Origin of the sequence: Serratia sp. S4 (genome assembly GCF_000347995.1) — a bacterium.
Taxonomy (GTDB): Bacteria; Pseudomonadota; Gammaproteobacteria; order Enterobacterales; family Enterobacteriaceae; genus Serratia; species Serratia quinivorans.
Window position 1 is genome coordinate 2,024,477 of the sequence record NZ_KB661120.1, and the last position, 25,895, is coordinate 2,050,371.

The window sequence follows — 25,895 nt, forward strand, 5'->3', positions numbered from 1 at the left end:
GCAGTATTGCCGCGCTTTAGTAAGCATTACTTCGCGCGAACGCCTTCCACAGAAATAATCAGTTCCACGTCCTGCGATGCCGGGCCGAGATCGGTAGTGATGCCAAAGTCTTTCAGCTTGATTTTACCGTTGGCTTCAAAGCCGGCACGGTAACCGCCCCACGGGTCGTTGCCCTGACCGATCAGTTTGGCGTCCAGTGTGACCGGTTTGGTCACGCCGTTCAACGTCAGGTTACCGACCACCGCATAACCTTCGCCGTTCTTTTTCACTTCGGTGGATTCAAACTTGGCCTGTTTGTTCTTTTCCACGTTCAGGAACTCGGCGCTGCGCAGGTGTTTGTCACGTTCAGCGTGGTTGGTATCGACGCTGGCGGTGTTGATCGTGACGTTAACCTTGTCCTTGGACGGATCTTTTTCGTCGAAGGTGAAGCCGCCGTCAAAATCCTTGAAGGTACCGTACAGCCAGCTGTAACCCAGGTGCTGGATACGGAACTCGATAAAGGCGTGCTGCCCCTGTTTGTCAATCTTGTAGTCGGCAGCCAGCGCGGAACCGGCGCTCAGCAGCATTGCGCCTGCGGTCAGGCCCAGTACGGTTTTCTTCAACATGGCAATCTCCATAAATCCAAAGGTTAATCGGCGCTGCTACCCAGCATCCGTTTCAAAGTAACATCACGATCAACAAAGTGATGTTTAAGCGCAGCCAGACCGTGCAATACCGAAAGCACTACCACGACCCAGGCCAGGTAAAGATGGATGGTACCGGCCGTATCGGCCTGTTCCGCCATACCGGTGACGGTAGCGGGGATGTCGAACCAGCCAAAAACGCTGATCGGTTGACCGTCAGCGGTAGAGATCAGATAGCCGCTGATTAGAATGCTGAACAACACGACATATAACGCCAGATGGGCGAGGATCGCGCTGACACGAGTAAAACGACCGTAGCTGGCCAAAGGTTTGGGCGGCGGTGAAACGAAACGCCAAATGACCCGAACCACCATAACGATAAACAGCAGTGTCCCGATGCTTTTATGAATCTCCGGTGCCTGGTGATACCAGACATCGTAATATCCCAGTGTGACCATCCAGAGTCCCAGGGCAAACATGCCGTACACCGTCAGTGCAACCAGCCAGTGGATCAGCACTGAAATATGACCAAAACGATTGGCGGTATTTTTCCACAGCATCCTGTTTCCTTACTATCCTCATTATCCGGCTGCAATAATTAAACTTTAAGAAACATAAAATCAATAATAAATTTAACTATGTTACTTCTTAATGATATTAATCAGAGAATTTGGCTGAGATAGCGTTAAGTCAATCAGTGAAATCGTTGAAGTGATTACTGTGTGGACGTATTATTTTTTATGTTATGAATTGAAAATAAAGGGATTTATATATTATTGTCAACTTTTGTCATGTTGCGTAAGTGCCGTGAATTTTTTTAACAAATAAACCCTAGTCAAGATTGTCGAATATTTCCAGCCAGGATTTGGCAACACGGGGATTTTATTTCGCGGAGTAATACCTCTGCGGCCTAAGGGGAGAGTTTGCTAACATAACACTCATTTGATGGCCCTTTGGGCCTGCGCTATTAACGCAAAGGAAATGTATGGGCCGAACCCTGTTGACCGATCGCAGCCTGCGGCTGGCCATTATGCTGGCGATGTTGGTGATTATTCTTGCCGGTGTGAAAGCGGCCGTGGATGTTGTGGTGCCCTTCCTGCTGGCATTGTTCCTCGCGATGGTGCTCAATCCGCTGGTGGCACAGCTCGAACGTTGGCGGATACCCCGGGTGCTGGGTGTGAGCTTGCTGGTGGTGGTCGTGGTGGTATTGCTGTTGTTATTTGTCGGTGTGCTGGGGGCATCTCTGAACGAGTTTGCTCGTTCATTGCCGCAGTATCGCGGTTTGATGCTGGAGAAATTGAGCGAACTGCAGCACTACGCCGACCGCTTCAAAATTACCATTTCCACCGAGGCGATGTTGCAGTACGTCGATCCCAGTGCGGCGATGAATCTGATCACTCGCCTGTTGAGCCGGTTTTCCGGCGCGATGACCAATATCTTCCTATTGCTGATGACTGTGGTATTTATGCTGTTCGAAGTGCAGCTATTACCTTACAAATTGCAGCAGGCGTTGGATAAGCCAAGTGAAGGTATGGCCAATATACAGCGAGCGCTGGACGGCGTTACCCGTTATCTGCTGATCAAAACGGCGATTAGTCTGGCGACCGGGATTATCGTATGGGCCTTCCTTGCGGTTATTGATGTGCGTTTTGCCTTTATCTGGGGGCTTCTGGCGTTCCTGCTGAATTATATTCCCAATATTGGCTCGGTGATCGCCGCCGTTCCGCCGCTGATTCAGGCTCTGTTATTTAACGGATTTGGCGATGCTCTGGTAGTGGCCGCAGGCTTTATCACCATCAATTTGGTGATTGGCAATATGCTGGAGCCGCGTGTGATGGGGCGCGGGCTGGGGCTGTCAACGCTGGTGGTGTTCCTGTCATTGATCTTCTGGGGATGGCTGATGGGGCCGGTGGGGATGTTGCTGTCGGTGCCCCTGACCATTATTACCCGTATCGCGCTGGAGACCACCGAAGGTGGGCATAAATTGGCGGTGATTCTCGGTGATGGCCAGCCGGGTAAACCGCTTACTCCGGAGTAAAGAAAACTTTTCCCTGACTTATCACGACACCAAGGCCTTCATAGCCAGGGACCTGCTCCGGGGGGCAAAAACGGTTAAAGCACAAGCGGGGAAAAGTGGGCAACATGAATTAAGGCATAAAGAAGAAATAGACGTCCAGCGCCAACAACACCAGCCACAGGCAGATATACAGCACCAGATGTTCGCGTACGTTGTTGACGATCGCCGACAGTATTTTGTTTAGCATTCTCACCAGCCAAAAGATAGGGACTGGCAGAGTATAGATTTTTGCGGACAGCGTTAATACTGCCGATAGTGCAAAGCGTGTAGATAGGCTAATTTCACCGCTAAAATCAGCCTACCTTGATCATACCGCCAGTAAGGACAATGACATCGGGCTGGCAGAAACACTTGGCGGGTAGAAGTAACGTAGCACGTTATACAGCGAATAAAATTCCAGCCGGTTGCGGGCGTTTATTTTCTCTGTGATATGCCGCTTGTGAACATAGACGGTGTGCGAGCTGATTTGCAGCTTTTTTGCGATGCGGTAATTGGGCATTTCCGCCATCCAGTGCTTCATTACCGTCAGTTCCTGCGGGCTGAACAGCGAATGTTCAACGCTGCAATCCATCAGTGACACCGGTTTTTCCCGCATCATGCGTAATGTCACCGGCAGCGTGGCTTTATTGAACAGGAAAGCATGGTCGGCGATACGCATTGGCGCTTCGCTATAGGGATAGGGGGTGTCCAGGTAAATGAACAGCAATGCCGATGGGGTGGCTTCAATAAAAGCCTGCAGTTGGGCATCATCTTCACTATGACGGCAATGTTTGGTCAGGTTGACCAGGATATGACTGGGGCGGTAGTGCTCCAGCAGGGGAGTCGCCTGTTCCAGGCTGTGGCAACACTTTATCTGGGCGAAAACATTGTCCGTAAAATAGTTATCTATCCCGACCCGAGTGAAGCAGCATTCGTCCACGACAAGCAGTTTCATGGTGACGTCCTTGTTGTTCGAAGAATTAGCAGGGGTATATCAGCTGTAAAATAGAACTTACACCACAGGGGATCAATTCGGAAATCCGGATACTTACGCCAGAAATTTCCGTTGAAATATTTTTTACGATAGATTTCAGATTACTATGATGATTTCGGAATGTAACTAAAAGGCTAAACCGCAGCCAGCGCGCGTTGGCGGCTGCGATTAAGTCAGCAAGAAAGGGTTAAATGAAGCGTTTCAGTGAGAAAGGAGTGATATCCACCGGTGGGGTTTTATCTTCAGCAAAGAGTGCGGCGATCTCACCTAACACGCTGGCAAACTTGAAACCATGGCCGCTCAGGCCGCTGATGACCATTAAGCGATCGCATCCTGGCAGGGTATCGATAATGAAATCTTCATCAGGACTCATATCATAACTGCATGCTTCACCGTGTAAACATACCCCTACACCCGGTAAAAATTGGCGCAGAAAATGGAAAACCTCAGTTCCATCCGTGGTGAAACTGCCAAAAGGTTTGCGCTGATCCGGTGTCTCCATTGGTTGGCCACCATCGTGTTTACCCACTTTCAAGCCGTCATTGTCGGCGGGAAACCCGTAATAGTGGTTGCCGTCCTGCGCTTCGACGGTGAATGCCGGGAAACGGTTGTTGACGCTGTAACGGCCATCCGCCTGATGCCATGAAAAAACCTTCCGCAGTGGCGCGATCGGTAACTGTGGCAGCAGGGCTTTAACCCAGGTCCCTGCGGTGACCACGGCTTTACGCCCCTGAAAGCGGCCTTCTGGGGTGATCACTTCCACACCGCCGTCAATCGGCTGGACTGCGCTAACCGGGCAATTAAACAACTGGCCGCAGCCGGCATCTTTAGCCAGTTTGATGAAACTGGCAACGGCCTGTTCCGAGCGCAGGAACCCGGCGTCAGGCTCAAACACCCCCACGTAGCCTTCCGGCGCATTGAATTCCGGCCAGCGCTGGTTAATCTGTTCTGCGCTAAGGCTTTGCGTATTGAGGCGGAATTTTTGTGCACTGTGCTGGGCGTTGTTGATAAATTCAGAATCCTGCGGCCCCATATTCAGAACGCCGCAGTCCTGGAACAGTTCTTCGCCAGTTTGTTTAATCAGGGCATTCCATAAGGCCTGGGCTCGCAGGATCAGCGGCACATATTTTTCGCCTTCACCGTAAGCATGGCGGATGATGCGGGTATCGCCGTGGTGGCTGCCGTTACGGTGTGGGGGCATGGCGCTGTCGATCATTAATACTTTCAGGCCGCCCCGTGTCGCATAGTAACCTGCCGCCGCGCCTACCGAACCGCTGCCCACAACAATTAAGTCATATTCCACGTGCCATACCCTCTCTGTTAGTACGTTGCTGTTTCGTTATGATAAAAGGTTGGAAGCCGCAATGCACCCGTTGTGCCGCTCGCAGACAAAGAAAAAGGCGCCAGAGATAATCGCTGGCGCCTTAGGCATTTTGGTACAGTGAATTAGTGCTTTTTACGATCAAGGTCCTGGTAATCCGTTGCTTCAATCTTGGCGATGCCGGCTTCTAATATATTGATTAATTGACGTGCGACATCTGTGGTGAGCCAAAGCGTTCTGTCTACTTGGGCATCTTCGGGTGTCTGATCTCGTGAAGACAGGTAATGAAGGCGTATCATCATGGCGTCATAAGCGTCGACAGTACTGATATCCCAACCAACAAGCGGGTGTGTCTGAATTACTTCATCATTTCTGTCCATAAAGACCCCTTATTGAGTAGTGACTACCGTGAGTGACTAACGAGGATCAATGCGGCCCATCATCATGTGAGCAATTACAGTATACGCATCTGGCTACAGCGGTGGAGACTTTCCTGCCTTCTTTTGCAAAAATAATTATTTATTTGAGTGATTATTCTACACGTCGGTACGCAAAGACGTGGGAACGGAGACATCACATTCATTCAACATCGGGAGGGCGTGGAACACTGTGCAATCGTTTTTCCAGCTCGAGGGCCAGATGGGCAAAGTGCTGCTGGGTTTCGGCATCACGATTTTGGTTTTGCGATTCCAGCTTCAAACTGTGAATTAGCAATTGATTGGCTTTGTCGTCCAGACCAAAAGCCAGATAGGAAAATGCCACCTCCAGCACGCTCAAACGCCGTTTTTGGTCGGCAATCAGCGCCAGCAGTTCGCCAAAGGTCATCGCTTCTTCGGTTTTTACCTTGTCCGGGGCCATCTTAAATACCTCCTGTTAAAGCATTCAGTACAGACCAGATAAGGCTTTTCTTCCAGCGAAAAATTAAACCGCGTTGTGCCGGGTTTCAAATACAAAAAAGCCGGAGAGCGACCCCCGGCAAAAACTACATTGCAGTATTATTCTGCGCTAAACCAATCGTCAGCACTTTCCCAGGTTTCCTGGAGAATGTCCGCGATCAGATCTTTATCTGTTTTCAGGCCGCCCAGTACCGAAAGCCCATTGGAACCGGCATAACGGACCTGAACCACAGTGTCTGGAAACAGGCGGTTTACCCGCTTGCTCAACTCACTGGTCAGAGCTTCGATGGCCCCTGACGGTAGCGGTTTGGTTTTATCTATAGTGACTTCAACACGCATAATTGCCCCCGAAGCGATTTACTGGATATTTATACAGTTAACCGTACGCGGGGGCAAGAGGCTGGATTAAAAAAAGATAATTATGCTTTCACCGACCAGCTCAGACTCTCCCCGGCCAGGAATGGAATGACCGTTTCGCTGCCCATGGCGATCTCTTCCGGCTGAGTCGTCGCTACGCGTTGCAGCTCGATGAAATCGGTATTGACCGGCAGGCCATAAAAACGCGGGCCGTTCAATGAGCAGAAGGCTTCCAGATGATCCAGTGCACCGAGTTGCTCGAACACGCTGGCGTAAGCCGGGATCGCATTGGGAGCGTTGAATACGCCGGCGCAACCGCAGCTTGATTCCTTGCGGTGTTTGGCATGTGGTGCGGAGTCGGTGCCGAGGAAGAAGCGATCCGAACCGCTGGCAACGGCTTTGCGCAGTGCGTCCTGGTGAATATTGCGTTTCAGGATTGGCAGGCAGAACAGGTGCGGACGGATACCGCCAACCAGCATGTGGTTGCGGTTAAACATCAGGTGCTGAGGGGTGATGGTCGCGCCAAGAAAACGATTGCCTTCCTGCACGTACTGCGCCGCTTCTTTGGTGGTGATGTGCTCGAAGACGATTTTCAGCTCTGGGAACTGCTGACGAATCGGCTCCATGACCTGCTCAATAAAGCGAGCCTCGCGATCGAAAATATCAACGGCGGCATCGGTCACTTCACCGTGAATCAACAGTGGCATGCCGATTTTCTGCATTTGCTCGAACAGCGGGTAAATGGCTTTCACATCGCTGACGCCGTGGCTGGAATTGGTAGTGGCATTGGCCGGGTACAGTTTGGCGGCGGTGAACACGCCTTGCTCAAACCCGTTGACCAGTTCGGCTGCATCCAGTGAATTGGTCAGGTAACAGGTCATCAGCGGGGTGAAATCATGTCCCTGAGGGACCGCTGCCAGAATACGGTCACGATAAGCGCAAGCCGCGGCGACGGTAGTAATTGGCGGAGCCAGGTTCGGCATCACAATCGCCCGGCCAAAGACCTGACTGGTATAAGGCAATACCGTTTTCAGCATGTCGTCATCGCGCAGATGGATGTGCCAGTCGTCAGGGCGGCGAATTTTTAGGGCTTGAGGTTGTGCGGTCATGTTGCAAGGCTCCGGCGGTTAGAAACGGGTCTACGTAAAAGCGAATAATGGGGGTTATTCACGCCGGGGTGTAAGGATAAGCGTAAAGCGCTTGCGATGCATCTGTTTGTTCACGGCAAGTTGAAATCAGTTGGCTATCGGGGGCATAGTGACAGGGATTTGAATGATACCTGCGTCATAACTGTCAGGTTATCAACGTTAATCATGTGGAATGGGAGAGAGAAATGGAAGTACGTGTTATTGCCACCTTACAGGCTAAACCCGAGTTTGTGTCCGTCGTCAGCGATGTAGTGCATGCGATTATCGATCCAAGCCGCCAGGAACTGGGCAACCTGCAATATGATCTGCACCGCGATCTGGAAAAGCCGGGTACCTTCGTATTTTTTGAGCGTTGGGCAAGCGCTGAGGCACTGGAAAAACACAATGCCACCGAGCATTTCAAACATTTCGTCAGCCAGTTAGAGGGCAAGCTGGACTCGCTGGATATCAAACAGTTGAAGAAAATAGCCTGAGCCGATTTTTCGGCAATAAAAAACCCGCCTAGGCGGGTTTTTTTATCGGAGCAGATTAACTTAATCGTTAACCGGCTGCGGTTTGGTTGCCGGTGCGGTAGCCTGGTTTGCCGCCGCATGACCACCCGCAGAACCTTTGCCTTCGAAGTTGAAGGAAGGGCGCTGCCAATCACTTTGCTGCTGCTGTTCCGGTACATAGTCCGGCGCAGGAGCCTTGGTCATTGGCGCAGTAGCGATGTGTTTATACAGCACATCTGCCACTGGCACTGGTTGCTGTTGCACAACCGGCGCTTTTTCTTCGACCACTACCGCGGCAGCAACTTCCTGCACTGGTGCGGCTTCAACGACGGGCTCAACGAACACCGGAGCTGGTTCAGCGACAGTTTCTTCAGCAACGGTTGCTGCTGGAGCGACTGGCGTTTCTTCAACCACTGGGGCAGGTTCAACCGCAGGGGCTTCCTCTACCACCGGTGCAGCTTCAACCACCGCGGTTTCTTCTACCACTGCAGGTGCTTCAGCCACCGGTGCTGCCGGGGTTTCTTCTGCCTGGGCAGCCATTGCCGGCTCAGCGGTTTCAACAACCGGTTGGGCTGGTTCTTCTGCCGGGGCCACAACTTCTGGTTCGATCACCGGCGCAACGGCTTGGGCAATAACCGGAGCGGCTACGCTGACGGCTTCCTGTGCCATGACGTTGTCGGCAGCGATTTCAACAGCTTCAGTCTGAACTTCTGCTTCTTCAATCACTTGCGCGGTTTGTGTGACAGGGTAACTCACCCACACCTTGCCGGAAGCCATCTCTGGAGAGGCGAAAGCACCTGCCAGCGGCATTGGCGACTGGGTAGGGTAACGCTCGTCACGGTAACGGCGACGACGTTGACCGCTGACACGCAGGTGGCGTGGAGAACGACGTGAGCGGCGTGGCATGCCGTTTTCGCCGTTAGCGCGGTTATCCTGTGCATCATCTTCGCCCGGAGCTTCAAGGGTTTCCGGCAGCAGTTTAACGCTGTCTTCAACCTGGGCCGGCTTCACGTCCTGGGCTTTCACTACCGGTGCTTTTGGCGCCAGCAGTTCTTCCGCTGCACGATGCAGTTCTTCTTCCGCAGACAGCACGCGAACTTTCTGTGACAGAGGACGGCGCTGACGACGCTGCATGTTCTGCATCTGACGTTCTTCGAGATCTTCGTCAACGCTGGCGTTGGCAGGGGTTGTGGTTTCTACGCTTTCCAGCGCGGCCACTTCCTGCTGAGCCTGACGTTTCTCTTCCTGACGACGACGCTGGCGTTCGGCACGTTGGTCACGGCGCTGTTGCTGCTCTTCGCGCTGTGCCTTGGCGGCTTCTTCAGACAGCGGCTCTTCGGTTACGGCAGCAGTGGTTTGTGGCGCATTACGGCGGTTACGACGCTGCTCATCACGCACTTCGCGTGTTTCACGGCCTTCGCGGTTGTCGCGAGGTTCGCGATTTTCACGCGGCTCACGGTTATCACGACCTTCACCGCGCTCTTTACGCTCGCCACGTTCTGGACGATCGCCACGCTCACCACGTTCTCCGCGCTCACCACGATCTTTACGACCGGTACCCTGACGACGTTGACCACGACGATCCTGACGGCGGTTTTCACCGTTGCCTTCAGACTTCGGCGCTTCAACCACAGGTTTGGCTTCGACAACCGGCTGCTCTTCACCGGCAAACAGCGCTTTCAGACCACCGAACAGACGGCCCAACAGGCCCGGCTTGGCAGCGGCTGGTGCGGTTTGCTTGGTAGCAGTAGCGGCGACGGTAGCTTGCGCCACAACAGGTTCTTCTGCTGGTGGTGGGGCATCTGCAGCCAGAGAGAACGAAGCCAGTGCAGGTTGCTCCGGACGCTTGCGCTCCATCGGTGCATCTTCCAGCGGCTGGGCCATCTCTTCTTCATGCAGTTTCGGCAACAGGTAGCTCAGGGTTGGTGTTTCTTCGCCCTTACGCACGCGCAGTACCGAGTAGTGCGGGGTTTGCATCTGATCGTTCGGCACGATGATCGCTTTCACGCCACCCTGACGTTTTTCGATCGCGCTCACCGATTCACGCTTTTCGTTCAGCAGGTAAGATGCCACCTGTACTGGCACGATGGCGTGAACTTCTTTGGTATTTTCTTTCAGCGCTTCTTCTTCGATCAGACGAAGAATGGAAAGTGCCAGCGATTCGTTATCACGGATGGTGCCGGTGCCGTTACAGCGCGGGCAGACGTGATGGCTGGATTCACCCAGTGATGGGCTGAGGCGCTGACGTGACATCTCAAGCAGGCCGAAACGGGAAATGCGACCGATTTGGATACGGGCACGGTCCTGACGGACGGCGTCACGCAGACGGTTTTCCACTTCACGTTGATGGCGAACCGGGGTCATATCGATAAAGTCGATAACGATCAGGCCGCCAAGGTCACGCAGACGCAGCTGGCGAGCAATCTCATCCGCCGCTTCCAGGTTGGTGTTGAACGCAGTCTCTTCGATATCGCCGCCGCGGGTTGCTCGCGCGGAGTTGATATCGATAGCGGTCAGCGCTTCGGTGGAATCGATAACGATCGAACCGCCGGAAGGCAGGCGAACTTCACGCTGGAAAGCGGATTCAATTTGGGATTCGATTTGATAATGGCTGAACAGAGGGATTTCGCCGCTGTACAGTTTGATCTTGCTGCTGAAATCCGGACGGCCCAGGGCAGCGATGTGCTCTTTGGCCAGATCGAGAACTTTTGGATTGTCGATCAGGATTTCGCCGATGTCCGGGCGCAGGTAGTCGCGGAATGCACGCACGATAACGTTGCTTTCCTGATGAATCAGGAATGGCGCAGCGCGGCCTTCAGCGGCTTTTTTAATCGCTTCCCAGTGCTTCAGGCGGAATGACAGATCCCACTGCAGCGCATCGGCAGATTTGCCCACGCCCGCGGTGCGAACAATCAGACCCATGCCATCTGGCAGTTGCAGGGAAGAAAGAGCTTCTTTCAGTTCGGTGCGGTCGTCACCCTCAATGCGGCGTGAAATACCACCGGCACGTGGGTTGTTCGGCATCAGCACCAGATAACTGCCGGCCAGGCTGATGAAGGTGGTCAAGGCAGCGCCTTTGTTACCACGTTCTTCTTTATCAACCTGAACGATCACTTCCTGGCCTTCGCGCAGCACATCTTTGATGTTTGGGCGACCATGAGAAGAGTAGTTACTTGGGAAATATTCGCGAGAGATTTCTTTAAGAGGGAGGAAACCATGTCGTTCGGCGCCGTAATCTACGAACGCTGCTTCAAGACTTGGTTCTATACGAGTGATTTTGCCTTTGTAAATATTCGCTTTTTTCTGTTCATGACCCGGACTTTCAATATCCAAATCATACAGCCGCTGTCCATCTACCAAGGCAACACGCAACTCTTCCTGCTGAGTTGCGTTAATCAACATTCTTTTCATCTTAACTTACTCGTTATTTTTACATTATCGACAAAGCTGCGGGCAAAATAACCTCATGGCCGGATTAAAACCGAAAACCCCGTGTCTTCTCGCAAAGCCGTCAACCTCACGGTTGTCGCCTGCATAGGGGCGCATTATCTCGGTAAGCCTGTATTTCTTTGTGAAAAACAGCACTTTTACTAGGGGAATAGCCTCTGATTTACGTCGACAGATCTGATTCCGTTTGCCGGCCAAGCTGCAACCCGCAGCCCGCTAATTGTTTGATTTCACATTACGTCTTACGCCATTGCTGCGTTTTTGTGCCATCAGACAAATTTTATAATTCCACAGTTTTCCCTGTTTAACGAGAATCAACGTGGAAAGTAAACGCATTATTCCACTGCTGATACTGTTATAGCAAGGTGACTTTTCCTTAACTGCGGAAGAAATCGCAAACGTTCAAACCGGCTTGCTGCCTTATTGTCCGCTGGGATTTCGCCTGCAGTCAGAGAGACAGTTAAGCACATAAAAAGAAGTGGCGCTATTTACGCGCTCTATTTAGAATCCTGCCCCATGAAAACGAACATTCCTGCAGTACAACTAATCACGATTTCTGACGACGAAGCCGGTCAGCGAATCGACAACTTTCTACTTGCCCGCTTAAAAGGCGTGCCGAAGAGCATGATTTATCGCATCGTGCGCAAGGGCGAGGTGCGCGTTAATAAAGGACGCATCAAGGCGGAATACAAGCTGGCGCCCGGTGATGTGGTGCGTGTGCCGCCAGTGCGTGTTGCTGAGCGTGAAGACGCGCCGGTTTCGGCCAAATTGGATAAAGTGGCCGCGCTGGCCCATTGCATTCTGTATGAAGACGATCACCTGCTGCTGCTGAATAAACCCTCCGGCACTGCGGTGCATGGCGGTAGCGGCCTGAGTTTTGGCGTCATCGAAGCTCTGCGTGCGTTGCGCCCGGAAGCCCGCTTCCTGGAGTTGGTTCACCGTTTGGACCGCGATACCTCGGGCGTGCTGCTGGTGGCGAAAAAGCGTTCTGCGCTGCGCTCCTTGCATGAGCAACTGCGCTTGAAAGGGATGCAGAAGGATTATTTGGCACTGGTGCGCGGTGAGTGGCAGTCGCATTGCAAGGCGGTGCAGGCACCGTTGCTGAAAAACATTCTGCAGAGCGGTGAACGCATCGTGCGTGTCAGCAGCGAAGGCAAGCCGTCGGAAACCCGCTTCAAGGTGGAAGAGCGTTTTGAGCATGCGACGCTGGTCAAGGCCAGCCCGATCACCGGGCGTACTCACCAGATCCGCGTTCACGCGCTGCACGCCGGGCATCCAATAGCCTTTGACGATCGTTATGGCGATCGTGAGTTCGATCGCCAATTGGCGGGGACCGGGCTCAAACGTTTGTTCCTGCATGCAGCGGCGCTGCGTTTTGAACATCCGGGCACCGGCGAAACCATGCGTATCGAAGCTCCGATGGACGCAGAGTTGCGCCACTGCCTGCAGGTATTGCGCAAGCAGTCCAAACAGCAGTAAACCCTATTTATCCCAGCGGGTTGATGCCTTCAGCCCGCAGCATCTCCAGCAGTGCGATCAGCGGCAGGCCGATCAACGCATTCGGATCCCGTCCCTCCAGTTTGTCGAATAGCGCGATGCCCAAACCTTCACTTTTAAAGCTGCCTGCGCAGTTGAGCGGTTGCTCAAGGCAGATATAGGCGGCGATTTCAGCGTCACTCAGCGCACGGAAGTGCACGTGGAAGGGTTCGCAAAGCACCTGCAGGTGTTGGCTATGGCTGTTGTATAACGCCAGGCCGGTATAAAAGGTGACCCTTTGGCCACTGGCCTGGCGTAATTGCGCGCGGGCATTTTCTGCGGTGTGTGGTTTTCCGGTGATTTTACCGTCGATCACGCAGACCTGATCGGAGCCGATAATCAGGTGGTCGGGGTAGGCGGCGGCCAATGCCTGGGCCTTTGCCGTTGCCAATCGCAGCACCAGCGCTTCGGCGCTTTCCCCGGCCAGTGGGGCTTCATCGACCTGGGGAGCATCACAGATAAAAGGCAGATGCAGTTTTTCCAATAGCATCTTGCGGTAGGTCGAGGTGGAGGCAAGCAGGAGTCTTTGCATAATTTTTTTCGTAAACCGTAGCGTAAATAGAGTAGGCATTTTAAACTGTCCGCCGCTGAGGAAGCGAATATTGGTGAAAGGTGCCGTTTTACGGCCTTTTTCTTTGACTCTAAGTCGTTACAAAGTTAATATGCGCGCCCTATGCAAAAGGTAAAATTACCCTTGACCATTGATGCGGTACGTACCGCTCAGAAACGCCTGGACTATGTTGGTTCCTATGCGCCTGAGCAGGTTACACGTGTCGCCGCCTCTGTGGTCAGTGTGGACAGTGATGTTGAGGTCTCGTTATCCTTTGATATTGATAACCAGCGCCTCGCGGTGATAACAGGGCATGCGGACGTCCAGGTAATGCTGATGTGCCAACGCTGTGGAGTTCCGTTTGAACATCATGTTCACACAACATATTGTTTTAGCCCGGTCGTCAATGATGAGCAGGCTGAGGCATTACCGGGAGCGTACGAGCCGATCGAAGTCGATGAGTTTGGCGAAGTCGATCTGCTGGCTATGATTGAAGACGAAATTATTCTTTCACTGCCTGTCGTCCCGGTACATGAATCTGAACACTGTGAAGTGTCCGAAGCGGATATGGTGTTTGGCAAACTGCCTGAAGAGGCGGAGAAACCAAATCCATTTGCCGTATTAGCCAGTTTAAAGCGTAAGTAATCAAGGAGTAAGGTCCATGGCCGTACAACAAAATAAACCAACCCGTTCCAAGCGTGGCATGCGTCGTTCACACGATGCTCTGACCACCGCCACTTTGTCTGTTGATAAAGCATCTGGCGAGACTCACCTGCGTCACCATATCACTGCCGACGGTTTCTACCGCGGTCGCAAGGTTATCGGCTAAGTAGCGATACCTTGACTCGTCTAACCCTGGCGTTAGATGCAATGGGCGGGGACTTCGGTCCCTGCGTCACAGTGCCTGCTTCATTGCAGGCACTGGCCTCTAATTTACAGCTTCATCTTCTGCTGGTCGGCAATCCCGACACCCTCTCTCCCTTACTTGCCAAAGCCGATCCGGTTCTTCTGGAACGTTTGCAAGTTGTGCCCGCTGAATCTGTGATAGCCGGCGACGCCAAACCCTCACAAGCGATACGCGCCAGCCGCGGTTCTTCCATGCGCATTGCGCTGGAACTGACTAAAAACGGCGATGCGCAAGGTTGTGTCAGCGCAGGTAATACCGGTGCGTTGATGGGGTTGGCGAAAATGCTGATCAAGCCGCTGGACGGTATTGAACGGCCGGCGCTGATGACGGTGATCCCGAATCAGTTGGGTGGCAAAACCGTGGTGCTGGATCTGGGTGCCAACGTCGAATGCGACAGTACCATGCTGGTGCAGTTCGCGGTGATGGGCGCGGTTATGGCCGAAGAGGTGGTGGGGATTGCGCAACCTCGCGTGGCGCTGCTGAATATTGGTGAAGAAGAAACCAAAGGCCTGGATAATATCCGCGAAGCGGCCGCCGTGCTAAAAAATACTCCGGCAATCAACTATATTGGTTACCTGGAAGGCAACGATCTTCTCACCGGTAAAACCGATGTGTTGGTCTGCGACGGCTTTGTGGGTAACGTAACCCTGAAGACCATGGAAGGGGTGGTAAGAGTATTTTTATCGCTGCTGAAATCATCCGGAGACGGTGGCAAGCAGGCGTGGTGGTTAAAATTGTTGGGCCGTTGGCTGCAAAAACGGGTGGTAAAGCGGTTCGGCCACCTGAACCCCGACCAGTATAATGGCGCATGTCTGTTAGGATTGCGCAGCACCGTAATCAAGAGCCACGGCGCTGCAAACCCACACGCGTTTGCAGTGGCAATCGAACAGGCTGTGCAGGCGGTGCAGCGGCAAGTCCCTGACAGGATTGCTGCGCGCCTTGAAGCTGTATTACCTAAGAGTGACTGATCGTACATGTATACAAAGATTCTCGGTACGGGGAGTTATTTACCCGTACAAGTGCGCACCAACGCTGACCTTGAAAAAATGGTGGATACCTCTGACGAGTGGATCGTCTCACGTACGGGTATCCGTGAACGCCGTATTGCCGCCGCTGATGAAACAGTTGCGACGATGGGTTTCCACGCTGCTGAAAAAGCGCTGGAAATGGCAGGTGTGGCTAAAGAAGACATCGGGCTGATCGTTGTGGCTACCACCACCTCGACCCACGCATTTCCAAGTTCTGCCTGCCAGGTGCAGCAGATGCTGGGCATCAAAGACTGCGCGGCATTCGATCTGGCTGCGGCCTGTGCCGGTTTCACCTATGCGTTGAGCGTCGCCGATCAGTATGTTAAAAACGGCGCGGTGAAGCATGCTCTGGTGATCGGCGCAGACGTGTTGTCACGCACGCTGGATCCGGAAGATCGCGGCACTATCATTCTGTTTGGTGATGGCGCAGGCGCGGTGCTGTTGGGGGCTTCTGAAGAGCCGGGCATTTTGTCGACCCATCTGCACGCCGACGGCAGCTACGGCGGTTTGTTGACCTTGCCGTTCAAGGATCGTCAGGATCAGGAAAAGCCGGCCTATGTCACCATGGCGGGTAATGAAGTCTTCAAGGTTGCGGTTACCGAACTGGCTCACATCGTTGATGAAACGCTGCAGGCCAATAATCTGGATCGCAGCGCGCTGGACTGGCTGGTGCCGCACCAGGCCAATTTGCGTATTATCAGCGCGACGGCGAAAAAATTGGGTATGGGGATGGATAAAGTGGTAGTGACGCTCGATCGTCACGGTAACACCTCTGCCGCCTCGGTCCCTGCAGCGCTCGACGAAGCGGTGCGTGATGGGCGGATCCAACGCGGCCAACTGGTGCTGCTGGAAGCCTTTGGCGGCGGCTTTACCTGGGGCTCGGCGCTGGTTCGTTTCTGATATAACAGGAAGAAAAAATGACGCAATTTGCTTTTGTTTTTCCAGGCCAGGGTTCACAGACTCTGGGCATGCTGGCCGATTTGGCCACTCAATATCCGATCGTTGAAGCGACCTTCAGCGAAGCCTCTTCCGTCCTGGGTTACGACCTGTGGCAGCTGGTGCAGCAAGGGCCGGCGGAAGAACTGAATAAAACCTGGCAGACGCAGCCGGCATTGCTGGCCGCTTCCGTAGCCATTTTCCGCGTCTGGCAGCAGCAGGGCGGTAAAACGCCGGCCATCATGGCTGGCCATAGCCTGGGTGAATACTCGGCGCTGGTGTGTGCGGGCGTGCTGGATTTCCAGGCGGCAATCCGTCTGGTTGAGCTGCGCGGCAAATTGATGCAGGAAGCGGTGCCGGAAGGCACAGGCGCGATGTCCGCCATTATCGGCCTGGACAACGCCGCCATCGCCAAGGCTTGTGAAGAGTCTGCCCAGGGGCAGGTTGTTTCACCGGTGAACTTTAACTCACCGGGTCAGGTGGTGATCGCAGGTAATAAAGAAGCGGTTGAACGTGCTGGTGCGGCCTGTAAAGCCGCTGGTGCCAAGCGTGCGTTGCCGTTGCCGGTGAGCGTGCCTTCGCACTGCGCACTGATGAAACCGGCCGCAGACAAGCTGGCTGTGGCGTTGCAGGAGATTACCTTCAACGCACCGCAGGTCCCGGTGGTGAATAACGTCGACGTGAGCACCGAAACCGATCCAGAAGCGATCCGCAGTGCACTGGTGCGCCAGTTGTACAGCCCGGTACGTTGGACCGAAAGCGTAGAGTTTATGGCAGCACAGGGCGTTACCTTGCTGCTAGAGGTTGGTCCGGGTAAAGTTCTGACCGGTCTGACTAAACGTATTGTTGACACCCTGACGGCGGCGGCGGTTAATGACGCAGCCAGCCTGACAGCGGCGCTTGAACAATAAAGAGGAAAACAATGAGCTTCGAAGGTAAAGTTGTTCTGGTCACCGGCGCCAGCCGGGGTATTGGCCGGGCTATTGCAGAAACGTTTGTGGCACGTGGCGCCAAAGTCATCGGCACCGCCACCAGTGAAAGCGGCGCTGAGGCTATCAGCAGCTACCTGGGTGCAAGCGGCAAAGGGTTTGCGTTGAATGTGGTCGATGCTCAATCTATCGACAGCGTTCTGGCATCTATTCGTGCTGAATTTGGCGAAATCGACATTTTAGTGAATAATGCCGGTATTACGCGTGATAACCTCCTGATGCGTATGAAGGACGACGAGTGGCAGGATATCCTGAACACCAATCTGACTTCCGTATTCCGTCTGTCAAAAGCGGTAATGCGAGCTATGATGAAAAAGCGGTTTGGCCGTATCATCACCATCGGTTCCGTAGTTGGTACCATGGGGAACGCAGGGCAGGCTAATTACGCGGCGGCTAAAGCCGGTCTGATTGGTTTTAGCAAGTCTTTGGCACGCGAAGTTGCTTCGCGTGGCATTACGGTCAACGTCGTGGCACCTGGCTTTATTGAGACGGACATGACACGGGCGTTGACAGATGATCAGCGTGCAGGCATTTTGTCATCAGTTCCAGCCAATCGGCTGGGGGATGCTAAAGAAATCGCCAGCGCTGTTGCATTTTTAGCCTCTGATGAGGCTGGCTACATCACCGGTGAAACGTTGCATGTCAATGGCGGCATGTACATGATTTAAAAAATGCGAAAACTATTTGCGTTATTTGGGGTAAAAACCGCAGAATAGCGTAAAATCGTGGTTTGACCAGCCGGGATTTAGTTGCATCTTTTTCAACATTTTATACACTACGAAAACCATCGCGAAAGCGAGTTTTGATAGGAAATTTAAGAGTATGAGCACTATCGAAGAACGCGTTAAGAAAATCATTGTTGAGCAGTTGGGTGTTAAACAGGAAGAAGTTTTAAATAACGCTTCTTTCGTTGAAGATCTGGGTGCTGATTCTCTTGACACCGTTGAGCTGGTAATGGCTCTGGAAGAAGAGTTCGACACAGAGATTCCAGACGAAGAAGCTGAGAAAATCACTACTGTTCAGGCAGCTATTGATTTCATCAACGCCAGCCAGCAGTAAGAGAACATATCTAGGCGGTCACTCGACCGCCTAAGTTTTTTCTATCCCTAGTGTCATATTTTCCCTCCTTGGAGGACAAACGTGTCTAAGCGTCGAGTAGTTGTGACCGGACTGGGCATGTTGTCTCCTGTCGGCAATACGGTAGAGTCCACATGGACAGCTCTTCTTGCCGGTCAGAGTGGCATCAGCCTGATCGACCATTTCGATACCGCAGCCTATGCGACCAAGTTTGCTGGCCTGGTAAAGAATTTTAATTCAGAGGATTTCATCTCACGCAAAGATGCGCGCAAGATGGACGCCTTCATCCAATACGGTATCGCTGCCGGCATGCAAGCCATGCAGGATGCACAATTGGATATCACCGAGGCTAACGCCAGCCGCATTGGTGCCGCTATCGGCTCCGGCATCGGCGGCCTGGGTTTGATTGAAGAGAACCACAGTTCACTGGTTAACGGTGGCCCACGGAAAATCAGTCCGTTTTTTGTGCCGTCAACCATCGTAAACATGATTGCAGGCCACCTGACCATCATGTACGGCATGCGTGGCCCGAGCATTTCGATCGCCACCGCCTGTACTTCAGGTGTGCATAACATTGGCCATGCTGCGCGTATCATTGCTTACAATGATGCCGACGTCATGCTGGCCGGTGGGGCAGAGAAAGCCAGTACTCCGTTGGGTGTCGGCGGCTTCGGCGCAGCACGCGCGTTGTCGACCCGTAACGAAGATCCTCAAGCGGCCAGCCGCCCATGGGACAAAGACCGTGACGGTTTTGTGCTGGGTGACGGTGCCGGCATGATGGTGCTGGAAGAGTACGAACACGCCAAAAAACGCGGCGCCAAGATTTATGCTGAAGTCGTCGGCTTTGGGATGAGCAGCGATGCTTATCACATGACGTCACCCCCTGAGAATGGTGCGGGCGCAGCGCTGGCGATGGAAAATGCGTTGCTTGATGCTGGTGTGACTACGTCACAAATTGGTTATATCAATGCGCATGGCACTTCAACGCCGGCCGGTGACAAAGCCGAAACGCAGGCGGTGAAGTCGGTATTTGGCAGCGATGCACAGCGCGTGATGGTCAGCTCGACCAAATCGATGACCGGCCACCTGTTAGGTGCCGCAGGTGCGATCGAATCGATCTTCACCGTATTGGCATTGCGTGACCAGGCCGTTCCGCCAACCATCAACCTGGATAATCCGGATGAAGGTTGCGATTTGGACTTTGTTCCGCATGAAGCTCGCCAGGTGAGTGATATGCAGTACACGCTGTGTAACTCCTTCGGTTTCGGCGGCACCAATGGTTCACTGATCTTCCGCAAGGTGTAATGCCTCTGCTGGCAGACGGTAAAAAAGCCCGGTTTTTTAAAAACCGGGCTTTTTTTATGGCGCTGACCCGCTACTCGGAAAGCTCTGCTTGTCGACACTGTGGCCAAACGGCAAGCTGCTGCTAACGGCACCTGCGCCTGTTATTCTGTAGTCATACCAACGCGGTCAGGGGGAGTCTATGTACTGGATTAATGGACATCAGCACGATGCGCTAGCGCCAAGCGATCGCGGTTTGCAATTTGGTGACGGCTGTTTCACTACCGCCCGGGTGATTGAGGGGAAAATAGACCTGCTGCCCTGGCATATCGAGCGGCTGCAGTTGGCAGCGCAACGGCTGATGCTGCCGTCCTGCGACTGGAACGCTTTGGAAGATGAAATGGTGCGCGCGGCAGAATCTATCCCATTGGGCGTGGTCAAAGCGATACTGACTCGCGGCAGCGGTGGCAGGGGGTACAGCCCGCAAGGGTGTGAGGCTCCCACACGCATAGTCTCTCGTAGCACCTATCCCATGCACTATTTGCCATGGCGAGAGCAGGGCATCAGCCTGACGCTCAGTCCGGTAGCGCTGGGACGCAATCCCCTGTTGGCTGGGCTAAAGCATTTGAATCGTTTGGAGCAGGTGTTGATCCGCACGCATCTTGACCAGACAACCGCCGACGAGGCGCTGGTGCTTGACACTGCCGGTATGCTGGTGGAATGCTGTGCGGCTAATTTGTTCTGGCGTAAGGGGAAAGCGGTATTTACGCCAGATTTGAGCCAGGCAGGCGTGGCTGGGCTGATGCGTCGCCGGGTTATTGAGCTGCTGGCGGGCAGCGAATACTCGCTGCACTGCGTCAGTGAGCCGCTGGAGACGCTGGCCGATGCCGAAGAAGTGCTGGTGAGCAATGCGTTAATGCCGTTGCTGCCGGTCAATACTGCGCAATCATGGCGTTACCCTTCACGCCAACTTTATGATTTTTTGCGCCCACACTGTTAACGATGGCTGATTGATGAAGAAAAGAAAGCTGAAGTTCGTTTCTATTATTGTTGTTCTGGTATTGGGCCTGCTGTTTTGGGGCTACCAGAAGGTTGAACGCTTCGCGGATACGCCATTGGCGATCCAGCAGGAAGCCATTTTCAAACTGCCGGCAGGGACCGGTCGGGTAGCCCTGGAGGGGCTGCTGGTGAGGGACAAACTGATCCGCAATGGCCAGTGGTTCCCTTGGTTGCTGCGCCTGGAGCCGGAATTGGCCGAGTTTAAGGCTGGAACCTATCGCTTTACGCCGGGTATGACGGTGCGTCAAATGCTTAAACTGTTGGCCAGCGGTAAAGAAGCCCAATTCAGCGCACGCTTTATTGAAGGTTCCCGCCTGCGGGACTGGCTGCTGGTGCTGCAACAGTCAAAATACCTCAAACATACCCTGGCCGGTAAAAGCGAGGCGGAAATTGCCAAGGCGCTAGGCTTGCCTGAAGGCACCAATCCGGAAGGGCGCCTGTACCCGGATACCTATCTGTATACCGCAGGCATGAGCGATATGGCGCTGTTGAAGCGTGCCCACCTGCGTATGATTAAAGCATTGGAGAGCGCCTGGCAGGGCCGTGAGGCCAGCCTGCCGTACAAAACGCCGGAAGAGTTGCTGACCATGGCCTCAATCATTGAGAAAGAGACTGCGGTACCGGAGGAACGTACCAAAGTGGCCTCGGTATTCATTAATCGCCTGCGTATTGGCATGCGTTTGCAGACCGACCCGACGGTGATCTACGGCATGGGCGAGGCGTATAATGGCAACATTACCCGCAAGGATTTGGAAACGCCGACGCCGTACAACACCTACGTGATCAACGGTCTGCCGCCAACGCCGATTGCCATGCCGAGCCAGGCTTCGCTGGAAGCCGCTGCCAATCCGGCCAAGACGCCTTATTTGTACTTTGTTGCCGACGGTAAGGGCGGGCATCAATTTACCACCAACCTGGCCAGCCATAATCAGGCGGTGCGTGCCTATCGTCAGGCGTTAAAGGAAAAGAATGAAAAGTAAATTCGTGGTTATCGAAGGGCTTGAGGGTGCGGGCAAAACGACCGCACGCGATACCGTAGTCGACGTACTGCGCGAACATGGTATCAACGACATTGCCTTTACCCGTGAACCCGGCGGCACGCCGTTGGCAGAAAAACTGCGCGACCTGTTCAAACGCGGCGTGGAGGGCGAACTGCCGACCATCAAGGCCGAGGTTCTGATGCTGTATGCGGCCCGTGTACAGTTGGTGGAAACGGTGATCAAACCGGCTTTGGCGCGCGGTGCCTGGGTGGTTGGCGATCGGCACGACCTGTCTTCTCAAGCCTACCAGGGCGGCGGCCGGGGTGTGGATCAACAACTTATGGCCTCGCTGCGTGACACGGTATTAGGAGATTTTCGTCCCGATCTGACGCTTTATCTGGATTTGCCGCCGATAGTGGGTCTACAGCGTGCCCGAGCACGGGGCGAACTGGATCGTATTGAACAGGAAGCATTGCCATTCTTTGAACGTACCCGCGCACGTTATCGGGAGTTGGCGGCGCAAGATGCATCCATCATCACCGTGGATGCTTCTCAATCGCTTGATCAGGTGACGGCGGCGATTCGTCGTTGCGTCAGCCAATGGTTACAGCAGCAGGAAGGCGCGTAATGAACTGGTACCCGTGGCTGAATACCCCTTACCGCCAGTTGGTCGGGCAATATGCTACCGGGCGCGGTCATCACGCACTGTTATTGCATGCCGCTGCCGGCCATGGTGAGGATGCGCTGGCCTATGGCCTGAGCCGTTGGCTGATCTGCCAACGTCGCAACGGTGAGAAAAGCTGCGGTGAATGCCATAGCTGTCGGTTGATGCTGGCAGGAAATCACCCGGATTATCACGTGCTGACGCCGGAAAAAGGCAAAAGCAGCCTGGGGGTGGAGCCCATCCGCCAGCTGATTGAGATCCTTTATTCTCATGCGCAGCAGGGCGGTGCCAAGGTGATCTGGCTACCGCAGGCGGAGTTGCTGACCGAGGCTGCCGCCAATGCCCTGTTGAAAACGTTGGAAGAACCGCCGGAAAAAACCTATTTCCTGCTGAGCTGCCGTGAGCCTTCACGCCTGCTGGCAACGCTGCGCAGCCGTTGTTTGTACTGGCATCTCGCCAGTCCGGACGAACAGCTCAGTCTGCAATGGCTGAATCGGCAGACGCCGGGTAATCAGATCGATCTCCTGACCGCCTTGCGCTTGCATGACGGCGCACCCTTGGCCGCAGAGCAATTGCTCCAGCCGGAACGTTGGCAACAACGTAGCGCGCTGTGCGCGGCCCTGAGTGCCGCTTTGCCGCAGCACGACATGTTGTCGCTGCTGCCGGTATTGAATCACGAAGACGTCGCTGAGCGGCTACACTGGCTATGTTCGTTGTTGATGGACGCCATGAAGTGGCAGCAAGGTGCCGCCGGCTTTGTTCTGAACCAGGATCAGCAACCGCTGGTGCACCAGCTGGCCAGCCGCCTGAGCAGCACGTCGCTGCAGCAAGCCGTGCAGCAATGGCTGCATTGTCGCCATCAGTTGCTTAGCGTCGTCGGCGTTAACCGCGAACTGCTGCTGACCGAACAGTTACTTGGCTGGGAGCAGTTGCTCGGCGCTACCGGCTATTCCCACCCTCATTCGCTGTAAAAGAGTTAAATATTATGTTGTTAGTAGATTCTCATTGTCACCTCGACGGCCTGGATTACCAAACTCTGCATCAAAATGTGGATGATGCCTTGGCGAAGGCCAAGGCGCGCGATGTCGGTTACGTGCTGGCGGTGGCCACCACTTTGCCGGGCTATCAGGCGATGACGCAATTGATTGGCCAACGCGATGACGTGGCCTTTTCCTGCGGGGTGCATCCGCTCAATCTGGAGGGGGGCTACGACTACGCTGAGCTGCGCCGTTTGGCGGCAGCAGAGCAGGTGGTGGCACTGGGTGAAACCGGGCTGGACTACTTCTATCAGAAAGACAATCTTGAGCTGCAGCAAGCGTCATTCCGTGAACATATCCGCATTGGCCGCGATCTGAACAAGCCGGTGATCGTGCATACCCGAGATGCACGGGAAGACACACTGGCTATTCTGCGTGAAGAAAATGCCCAGGACTGTGGCGGAGTATTGCACTGCTTCACCGAAGATTGCGCTACCGCAGAGGCGTTGCTGGATCTGGGGTTCTACATTTCTTTCTCAGGCATCCTGACCTTCCGCAATGCAGAGCAACTGCGTGAAGTGGCGCGCTATGTGCCACTGGATCGTATTCTGGTGGAAACCGACTCGCCGTATCTGGCTCCGGTGCCGCATCGCGGCAAAGAAAACCAACCTGCCTATGTGCGCGATGTGGCTGAATACATGGCGGTATTGAAGGGCGTGAGCCTGGAAACGCTGGCCGAAGCCACCACCGCCAACTTTTCACGCTTATTTCACATCGAACTCTAATCTTTGGCCTAGGCTATAGCTGTGGTTAACGAAATCTGAATTCTTTTTAAGCTCGTAATTAATCGCCGAAACGGGTAATGTTCCCACCCGTTTTTCGGGCGAGGTGCGGGCGTTTATTGCTCATTTTTAACAAAAAATGGGCGATGTAAGAAAAATACCCGGTTTTGTTCATCGAAACGTGACTGTCATCAAACATTGCGCAGCCTATTTATTTTACTCTGCGTAATAATTCAAGGGGTGCTCAGACACCCTGAATTGCAGGGGTTTTTCTCCCCCCCTTGCAACGCGAAGAATCGCGAAAAGTAGCAAAGCACTATTACTCAGGAGCACACTCAACTATGTTCAAGAACGCATTTGCAAACCTGCAAAAAGTAGGTAAGTCGCTAATGCTGCCGGTATCCGTATTGCCTATCGCAGGTATCCTGCTGGGCGTCGGTTCCGCCAACTTTAGCTGGCTACCGGCGGTAGTCTCACACGTGATGGCGGAAGCCGGCGGTTCCGTTTTCGCCAACATGCCGCTGATTTTTGCCATCGGTGTTGCCCTGGGCTTCACCAATAACGACGGTGTTTCCGCGTTAGCTGCGGTAGTGGCTTACGGCATCATGGTGAAAACCATGGCGGTGGTTGCGCCGCTGGTGCTGCACCTGCCGGCTGAAGAAATTGCGGCCAAACACCTGGCGGATACCGGTGTGCTCGGGGGGATTATCTCCGGCTCCATCGCTGCCTATATGTTTAACCGTTTCTTCCGCATTCAGTTGCCGGAATATTTGGGCTTCTTTGCCGGTAAGCGTTTTGTGCCGATTATCTCTGGCCTGGCGGCAATCGTTCTGGGCGTAGTGCTTTCCTTTATCTGGCCTCCAATCGGTACGGCTATCCAGACCTTCTCCCAGTGGGCGGCTTATCAGAACCCGGTAGTGGCGTTTGGTATCTACGGCGTGGTTGAACGTGCGCTGGTGCCGTTCGGTCTGCACCATATCTGGAACGTGCCGTTCCAAATGCAGATCGGGGAATACACCAACGCAGCAGGTCAGGTGTTCCACGGCGATATTCCACGTTATATGGCGGGTGACCCAACTGCGGGTAAACTGTCCGGTGGCTTCCTGTTCAAAATGTACGGTCTGCCTGCTGCGGCGATTGCCATCTGGCACTCAGCCAAGCCGGAAAACCGCGCTAAAGTCGGCGGTATCATGATTTCCGCTGCGCTGACTTCGTTCCTGACCGGTATCACCGAACCGATCGAGTTCTCCTTCATGTTCGTTGCGCCGATCCTGTACGCAATCCATGCCATTCTGGCTGGCCTGGCGTTCCCGATCTGTATCCTGTTGGGGATGCGTGACGGCACCAGCTTCTCACACGGTCTGATCGACTTTATCGTCCTGAGCGGCAACAGCAGCAAAATCTGGCTGTTCCCAATCGTCGGTATCATCTACGGTCTGGTGTACTACACCATCTTCCGCGTGCTGATTGCCAAGCTGGATCTGAAAACCCCAGGGCGCGAAGACACGGCCTCTGAGCAGGTTACTCAGGGCGGTTCTGAAATGTCTGCGGCGCTGGTACAGGCCTTTGGCGGTAAAGACAACATCACCAACCTGGATGCCTGCATCACCCGTCTGCGCGTTAGCGTGGCGGACGTGAGCAAGGTTGACCAGGCTGGCCTGAAAAAACTGGGTGCTGCCGGCGTCGTTGTCGCAGGCTCGGGCGTTCAGGCTATCTTTGGTACCAAATCTGACAACCTGAAAACGGATATGGACGAATACATCCGTAATCATTAATTCAGGCAGGGGAGTTTTGAG

28 protein-coding genes are annotated in these 25,895 nt (G+C 53.9%); 17 read left to right on the plus strand and 11 right to left on the minus strand.

All coding sequences use genetic code 11. The features are described from left to right. Positions 1-26 precede the first annotated feature (26 nt). Both SERS4_RS0110195 and SERS4_RS0110200 read right to left on the minus strand, forming a co-directional pair. Complete coding sequence (locus SERS4_RS0110195) at positions 27-605, minus strand: YceI family protein (RefSeq protein WP_012006312.1); 579 nt, start codon at positions 603-605, stop codon at positions 27-29. A gap of 23 nt (positions 606-628) precedes the next feature. Continuing rightward, positions 629-1,183 (minus strand): cytochrome b, encoded by a 555-nt coding sequence (locus tag SERS4_RS0110200; protein ID WP_012006313.1) that lies wholly within the window; start codon positions 1,181-1,183, stop codon positions 629-631. Positions 1,184-1,608: 425 nt separating this feature from the next. On the opposite strand from SERS4_RS0110200, the gene SERS4_RS0110205 reads away from it, so the two are divergent. Continuing rightward, a complete protein-coding gene (locus tag SERS4_RS0110205; protein WP_017892412.1) occupies positions 1,609-2,661 on the plus strand; it encodes an AI-2E family transporter in 1,053 nt (350 codons plus the stop codon). A gap of 109 nt (positions 2,662-2,770) precedes the next feature. Here SERS4_RS0110205 and SERS4_RS26235 read toward each other — a convergent pair whose 3' ends face one another. The 7 genes from SERS4_RS26235 to pyrC all read right to left on the minus strand — a co-directional run bounded on the left by SERS4_RS26235 (position 2,771) and on the right by pyrC (position 7,356). Continuing rightward, positions 2,771-2,887, minus strand: a complete 117-nt coding sequence (locus SERS4_RS26235; RefSeq protein WP_012006315.1) for a DUF2770 family protein — start codon at positions 2,885-2,887, stop codon at positions 2,771-2,773. Positions 2,888-3,007: 120 nt separating this feature from the next. Continuing rightward, positions 3,008-3,634 (minus strand): LuxR C-terminal-related transcriptional regulator, encoded by a 627-nt coding sequence (locus tag SERS4_RS0110215; protein ID WP_012006316.1) that lies wholly within the window; start codon positions 3,632-3,634, stop codon positions 3,008-3,010. 226 nt (positions 3,635-3,860) lie between these two features. Further along, positions 3,861-4,976: an N-methyl-L-tryptophan oxidase gene (gene solA / locus SERS4_RS0110220; RefSeq protein ID WP_017892413.1), complete on the minus strand. Its 1,116-nt coding sequence runs from the start codon at positions 4,974-4,976 to the stop codon at positions 3,861-3,863. A 143-nt stretch (positions 4,977-5,119) separates the two neighbouring features. Beyond that, positions 5,120-5,374, minus strand: coding sequence for a biofilm formation regulator BssS (gene bssS / locus SERS4_RS0110225; RefSeq protein WP_012006318.1), 255 nt, complete (start codon positions 5,372-5,374; stop codon positions 5,120-5,122). Positions 5,375-5,573: 199 nt separating this feature from the next. After that, the gene (locus tag SERS4_RS0110230; RefSeq protein WP_012006319.1) at positions 5,574-5,852 is read right to left on the minus strand and encodes a hypothetical protein; all 279 of its coding nucleotides are present in this window, start codon (positions 5,850-5,852) and stop codon (positions 5,574-5,576) included. 137 nt (positions 5,853-5,989) lie between these two features. Beyond that, positions 5,990-6,229: a DNA damage-inducible protein I gene (dinI, locus tag SERS4_RS0110235; protein WP_017892414.1), complete on the minus strand. Its 240-nt coding sequence runs from the start codon at positions 6,227-6,229 to the stop codon at positions 5,990-5,992. A gap of 80 nt (positions 6,230-6,309) precedes the next feature. Beyond that, positions 6,310-7,356, minus strand: a complete 1,047-nt coding sequence (gene pyrC, locus SERS4_RS0110240) for a dihydroorotase (RefSeq protein WP_017892415.1) — start codon at positions 7,354-7,356, stop codon at positions 6,310-6,312. Positions 7,357-7,580: 224 nt separating this feature from the next. Between pyrC and SERS4_RS0110245 the strand changes: the two genes are divergently transcribed. Then, the gene (locus tag SERS4_RS0110245; protein ID WP_017892416.1) at positions 7,581-7,868 is read left to right on the plus strand and encodes a putative quinol monooxygenase; all 288 of its coding nucleotides are present in this window, start codon (positions 7,581-7,583) and stop codon (positions 7,866-7,868) included. A gap of 60 nt (positions 7,869-7,928) precedes the next feature. On the opposite strand, the gene rne is transcribed toward SERS4_RS0110245, so the two are convergent. Continuing rightward, a complete protein-coding gene (gene rne, locus SERS4_RS0110250) occupies positions 7,929-11,297 on the minus strand; it encodes a ribonuclease E (RefSeq protein WP_026142306.1) in 3,369 nt (1,122 codons plus the stop codon). Positions 11,298-11,849: 552 nt separating this feature from the next. On the opposite strand from rne, the gene rluC reads away from it, so the two are divergent. Further along, positions 11,850-12,812, plus strand: coding sequence for a 23S rRNA pseudouridine(955/2504/2580) synthase RluC (rluC, locus tag SERS4_RS0110255; protein ID WP_012006324.1), 963 nt, complete (start codon positions 11,850-11,852; stop codon positions 12,810-12,812). 7 nt (positions 12,813-12,819) lie between these two features. Here rluC and SERS4_RS0110260 read toward each other — a convergent pair whose 3' ends face one another. Next, positions 12,820-13,401 carry a nucleoside triphosphate pyrophosphatase gene (locus SERS4_RS0110260; protein WP_017892419.1) on the minus strand — a complete coding sequence of 194 codons (582 nt, stop codon included), beginning with the start codon at positions 13,399-13,401 and terminating at the stop codon, positions 12,820-12,822. A 141-nt stretch (positions 13,402-13,542) separates the two neighbouring features. Between SERS4_RS0110260 and yceD the strand changes: the two genes are divergently transcribed. The 14 genes from yceD to ptsG all read left to right on the plus strand — a co-directional run bounded on the left by yceD (position 13,543) and on the right by ptsG (position 25,874). Beyond that, positions 13,543-14,064: a 23S rRNA accumulation protein YceD gene (gene yceD / locus SERS4_RS0110265; RefSeq protein WP_012006326.1), complete on the plus strand. Its 522-nt coding sequence runs from the start codon at positions 13,543-13,545 to the stop codon at positions 14,062-14,064. Positions 14,065-14,080: 16 nt separating this feature from the next. Beyond that, positions 14,081-14,248 carry a 50S ribosomal protein L32 gene (gene rpmF / locus SERS4_RS0110270; protein WP_012006327.1) on the plus strand — a complete coding sequence of 56 codons (168 nt, stop codon included), beginning with the start codon at positions 14,081-14,083 and terminating at the stop codon, positions 14,246-14,248. 11 nt (positions 14,249-14,259) lie between these two features. Then, positions 14,260-15,294 carry a phosphate acyltransferase PlsX gene (gene plsX / locus SERS4_RS0110275; RefSeq protein WP_012006328.1) on the plus strand — a complete coding sequence of 345 codons (1,035 nt, stop codon included), beginning with the start codon at positions 14,260-14,262 and terminating at the stop codon, positions 15,292-15,294. Positions 15,295-15,300: 6 nt separating this feature from the next. After that, the gene (locus SERS4_RS0110280) at positions 15,301-16,254 is read left to right on the plus strand and encodes a beta-ketoacyl-ACP synthase III (RefSeq protein WP_026142308.1); all 954 of its coding nucleotides are present in this window, start codon (positions 15,301-15,303) and stop codon (positions 16,252-16,254) included. Positions 16,255-16,271: 17 nt separating this feature from the next. After that, entirely contained in the window at positions 16,272-17,201 is a 930-nt protein-coding gene (gene fabD / locus SERS4_RS0110285) for an ACP S-malonyltransferase (RefSeq protein ID WP_017892423.1), read from the plus strand. Positions 17,202-17,212: 11 nt separating this feature from the next. Continuing rightward, positions 17,213-17,947: a 3-oxoacyl-ACP reductase FabG gene (fabG, locus tag SERS4_RS0110290; RefSeq protein ID WP_012006331.1), complete on the plus strand. Its 735-nt coding sequence runs from the start codon at positions 17,213-17,215 to the stop codon at positions 17,945-17,947. A gap of 154 nt (positions 17,948-18,101) precedes the next feature. Then, entirely contained in the window at positions 18,102-18,338 is a 237-nt protein-coding gene (gene acpP / locus SERS4_RS0110295) for an acyl carrier protein (RefSeq protein ID WP_004719003.1), read from the plus strand. An 81-nt stretch (positions 18,339-18,419) separates the two neighbouring features. Next, the gene (fabF, locus tag SERS4_RS0110300; RefSeq protein WP_012006332.1) at positions 18,420-19,661 is read left to right on the plus strand and encodes a beta-ketoacyl-ACP synthase II; all 1,242 of its coding nucleotides are present in this window, start codon (positions 18,420-18,422) and stop codon (positions 19,659-19,661) included. Positions 19,662-19,839: 178 nt separating this feature from the next. Next, positions 19,840-20,637, plus strand: a complete 798-nt coding sequence (gene pabC / locus SERS4_RS0110305) for an aminodeoxychorismate lyase (RefSeq protein WP_012006333.1) — start codon at positions 19,840-19,842, stop codon at positions 20,635-20,637. Between the two features lie 13 nt (positions 20,638-20,650). Further along, positions 20,651-21,676 carry an endolytic transglycosylase MltG gene (mltG, locus tag SERS4_RS0110310; protein ID WP_017892425.1) on the plus strand — a complete coding sequence of 342 codons (1,026 nt, stop codon included), beginning with the start codon at positions 20,651-20,653 and terminating at the stop codon, positions 21,674-21,676. Next, on the plus strand, positions 21,666-22,304 hold the full coding sequence (gene tmk, locus SERS4_RS0110315) for a dTMP kinase (protein ID WP_017892426.1): 639 nt from the start codon (positions 21,666-21,668) through the stop codon (positions 22,302-22,304). Before mltG ends, tmk begins: the two co-directional genes overlap by 11 nt. After that, complete coding sequence (holB, locus tag SERS4_RS0110320) at positions 22,304-23,311, plus strand: DNA polymerase III subunit delta' (RefSeq protein ID WP_017892427.1); 1,008 nt, start codon at positions 22,304-22,306, stop codon at positions 23,309-23,311. The genes tmk and holB overlap by 1 nt, the downstream gene beginning before the upstream one ends. A 14-nt stretch (positions 23,312-23,325) precedes the next feature. After that, entirely contained in the window at positions 23,326-24,102 is a 777-nt protein-coding gene (locus SERS4_RS0110325; protein WP_012006337.1) for a metal-dependent hydrolase, read from the plus strand. A gap of 338 nt (positions 24,103-24,440) precedes the next feature. Then, positions 24,441-25,874, plus strand: a complete 1,434-nt coding sequence (gene ptsG / locus SERS4_RS0110335) for a PTS glucose transporter subunit IIBC (RefSeq protein WP_012006338.1) — start codon at positions 24,441-24,443, stop codon at positions 25,872-25,874. Positions 25,875-25,895: the final 21 nt, after the last annotated feature.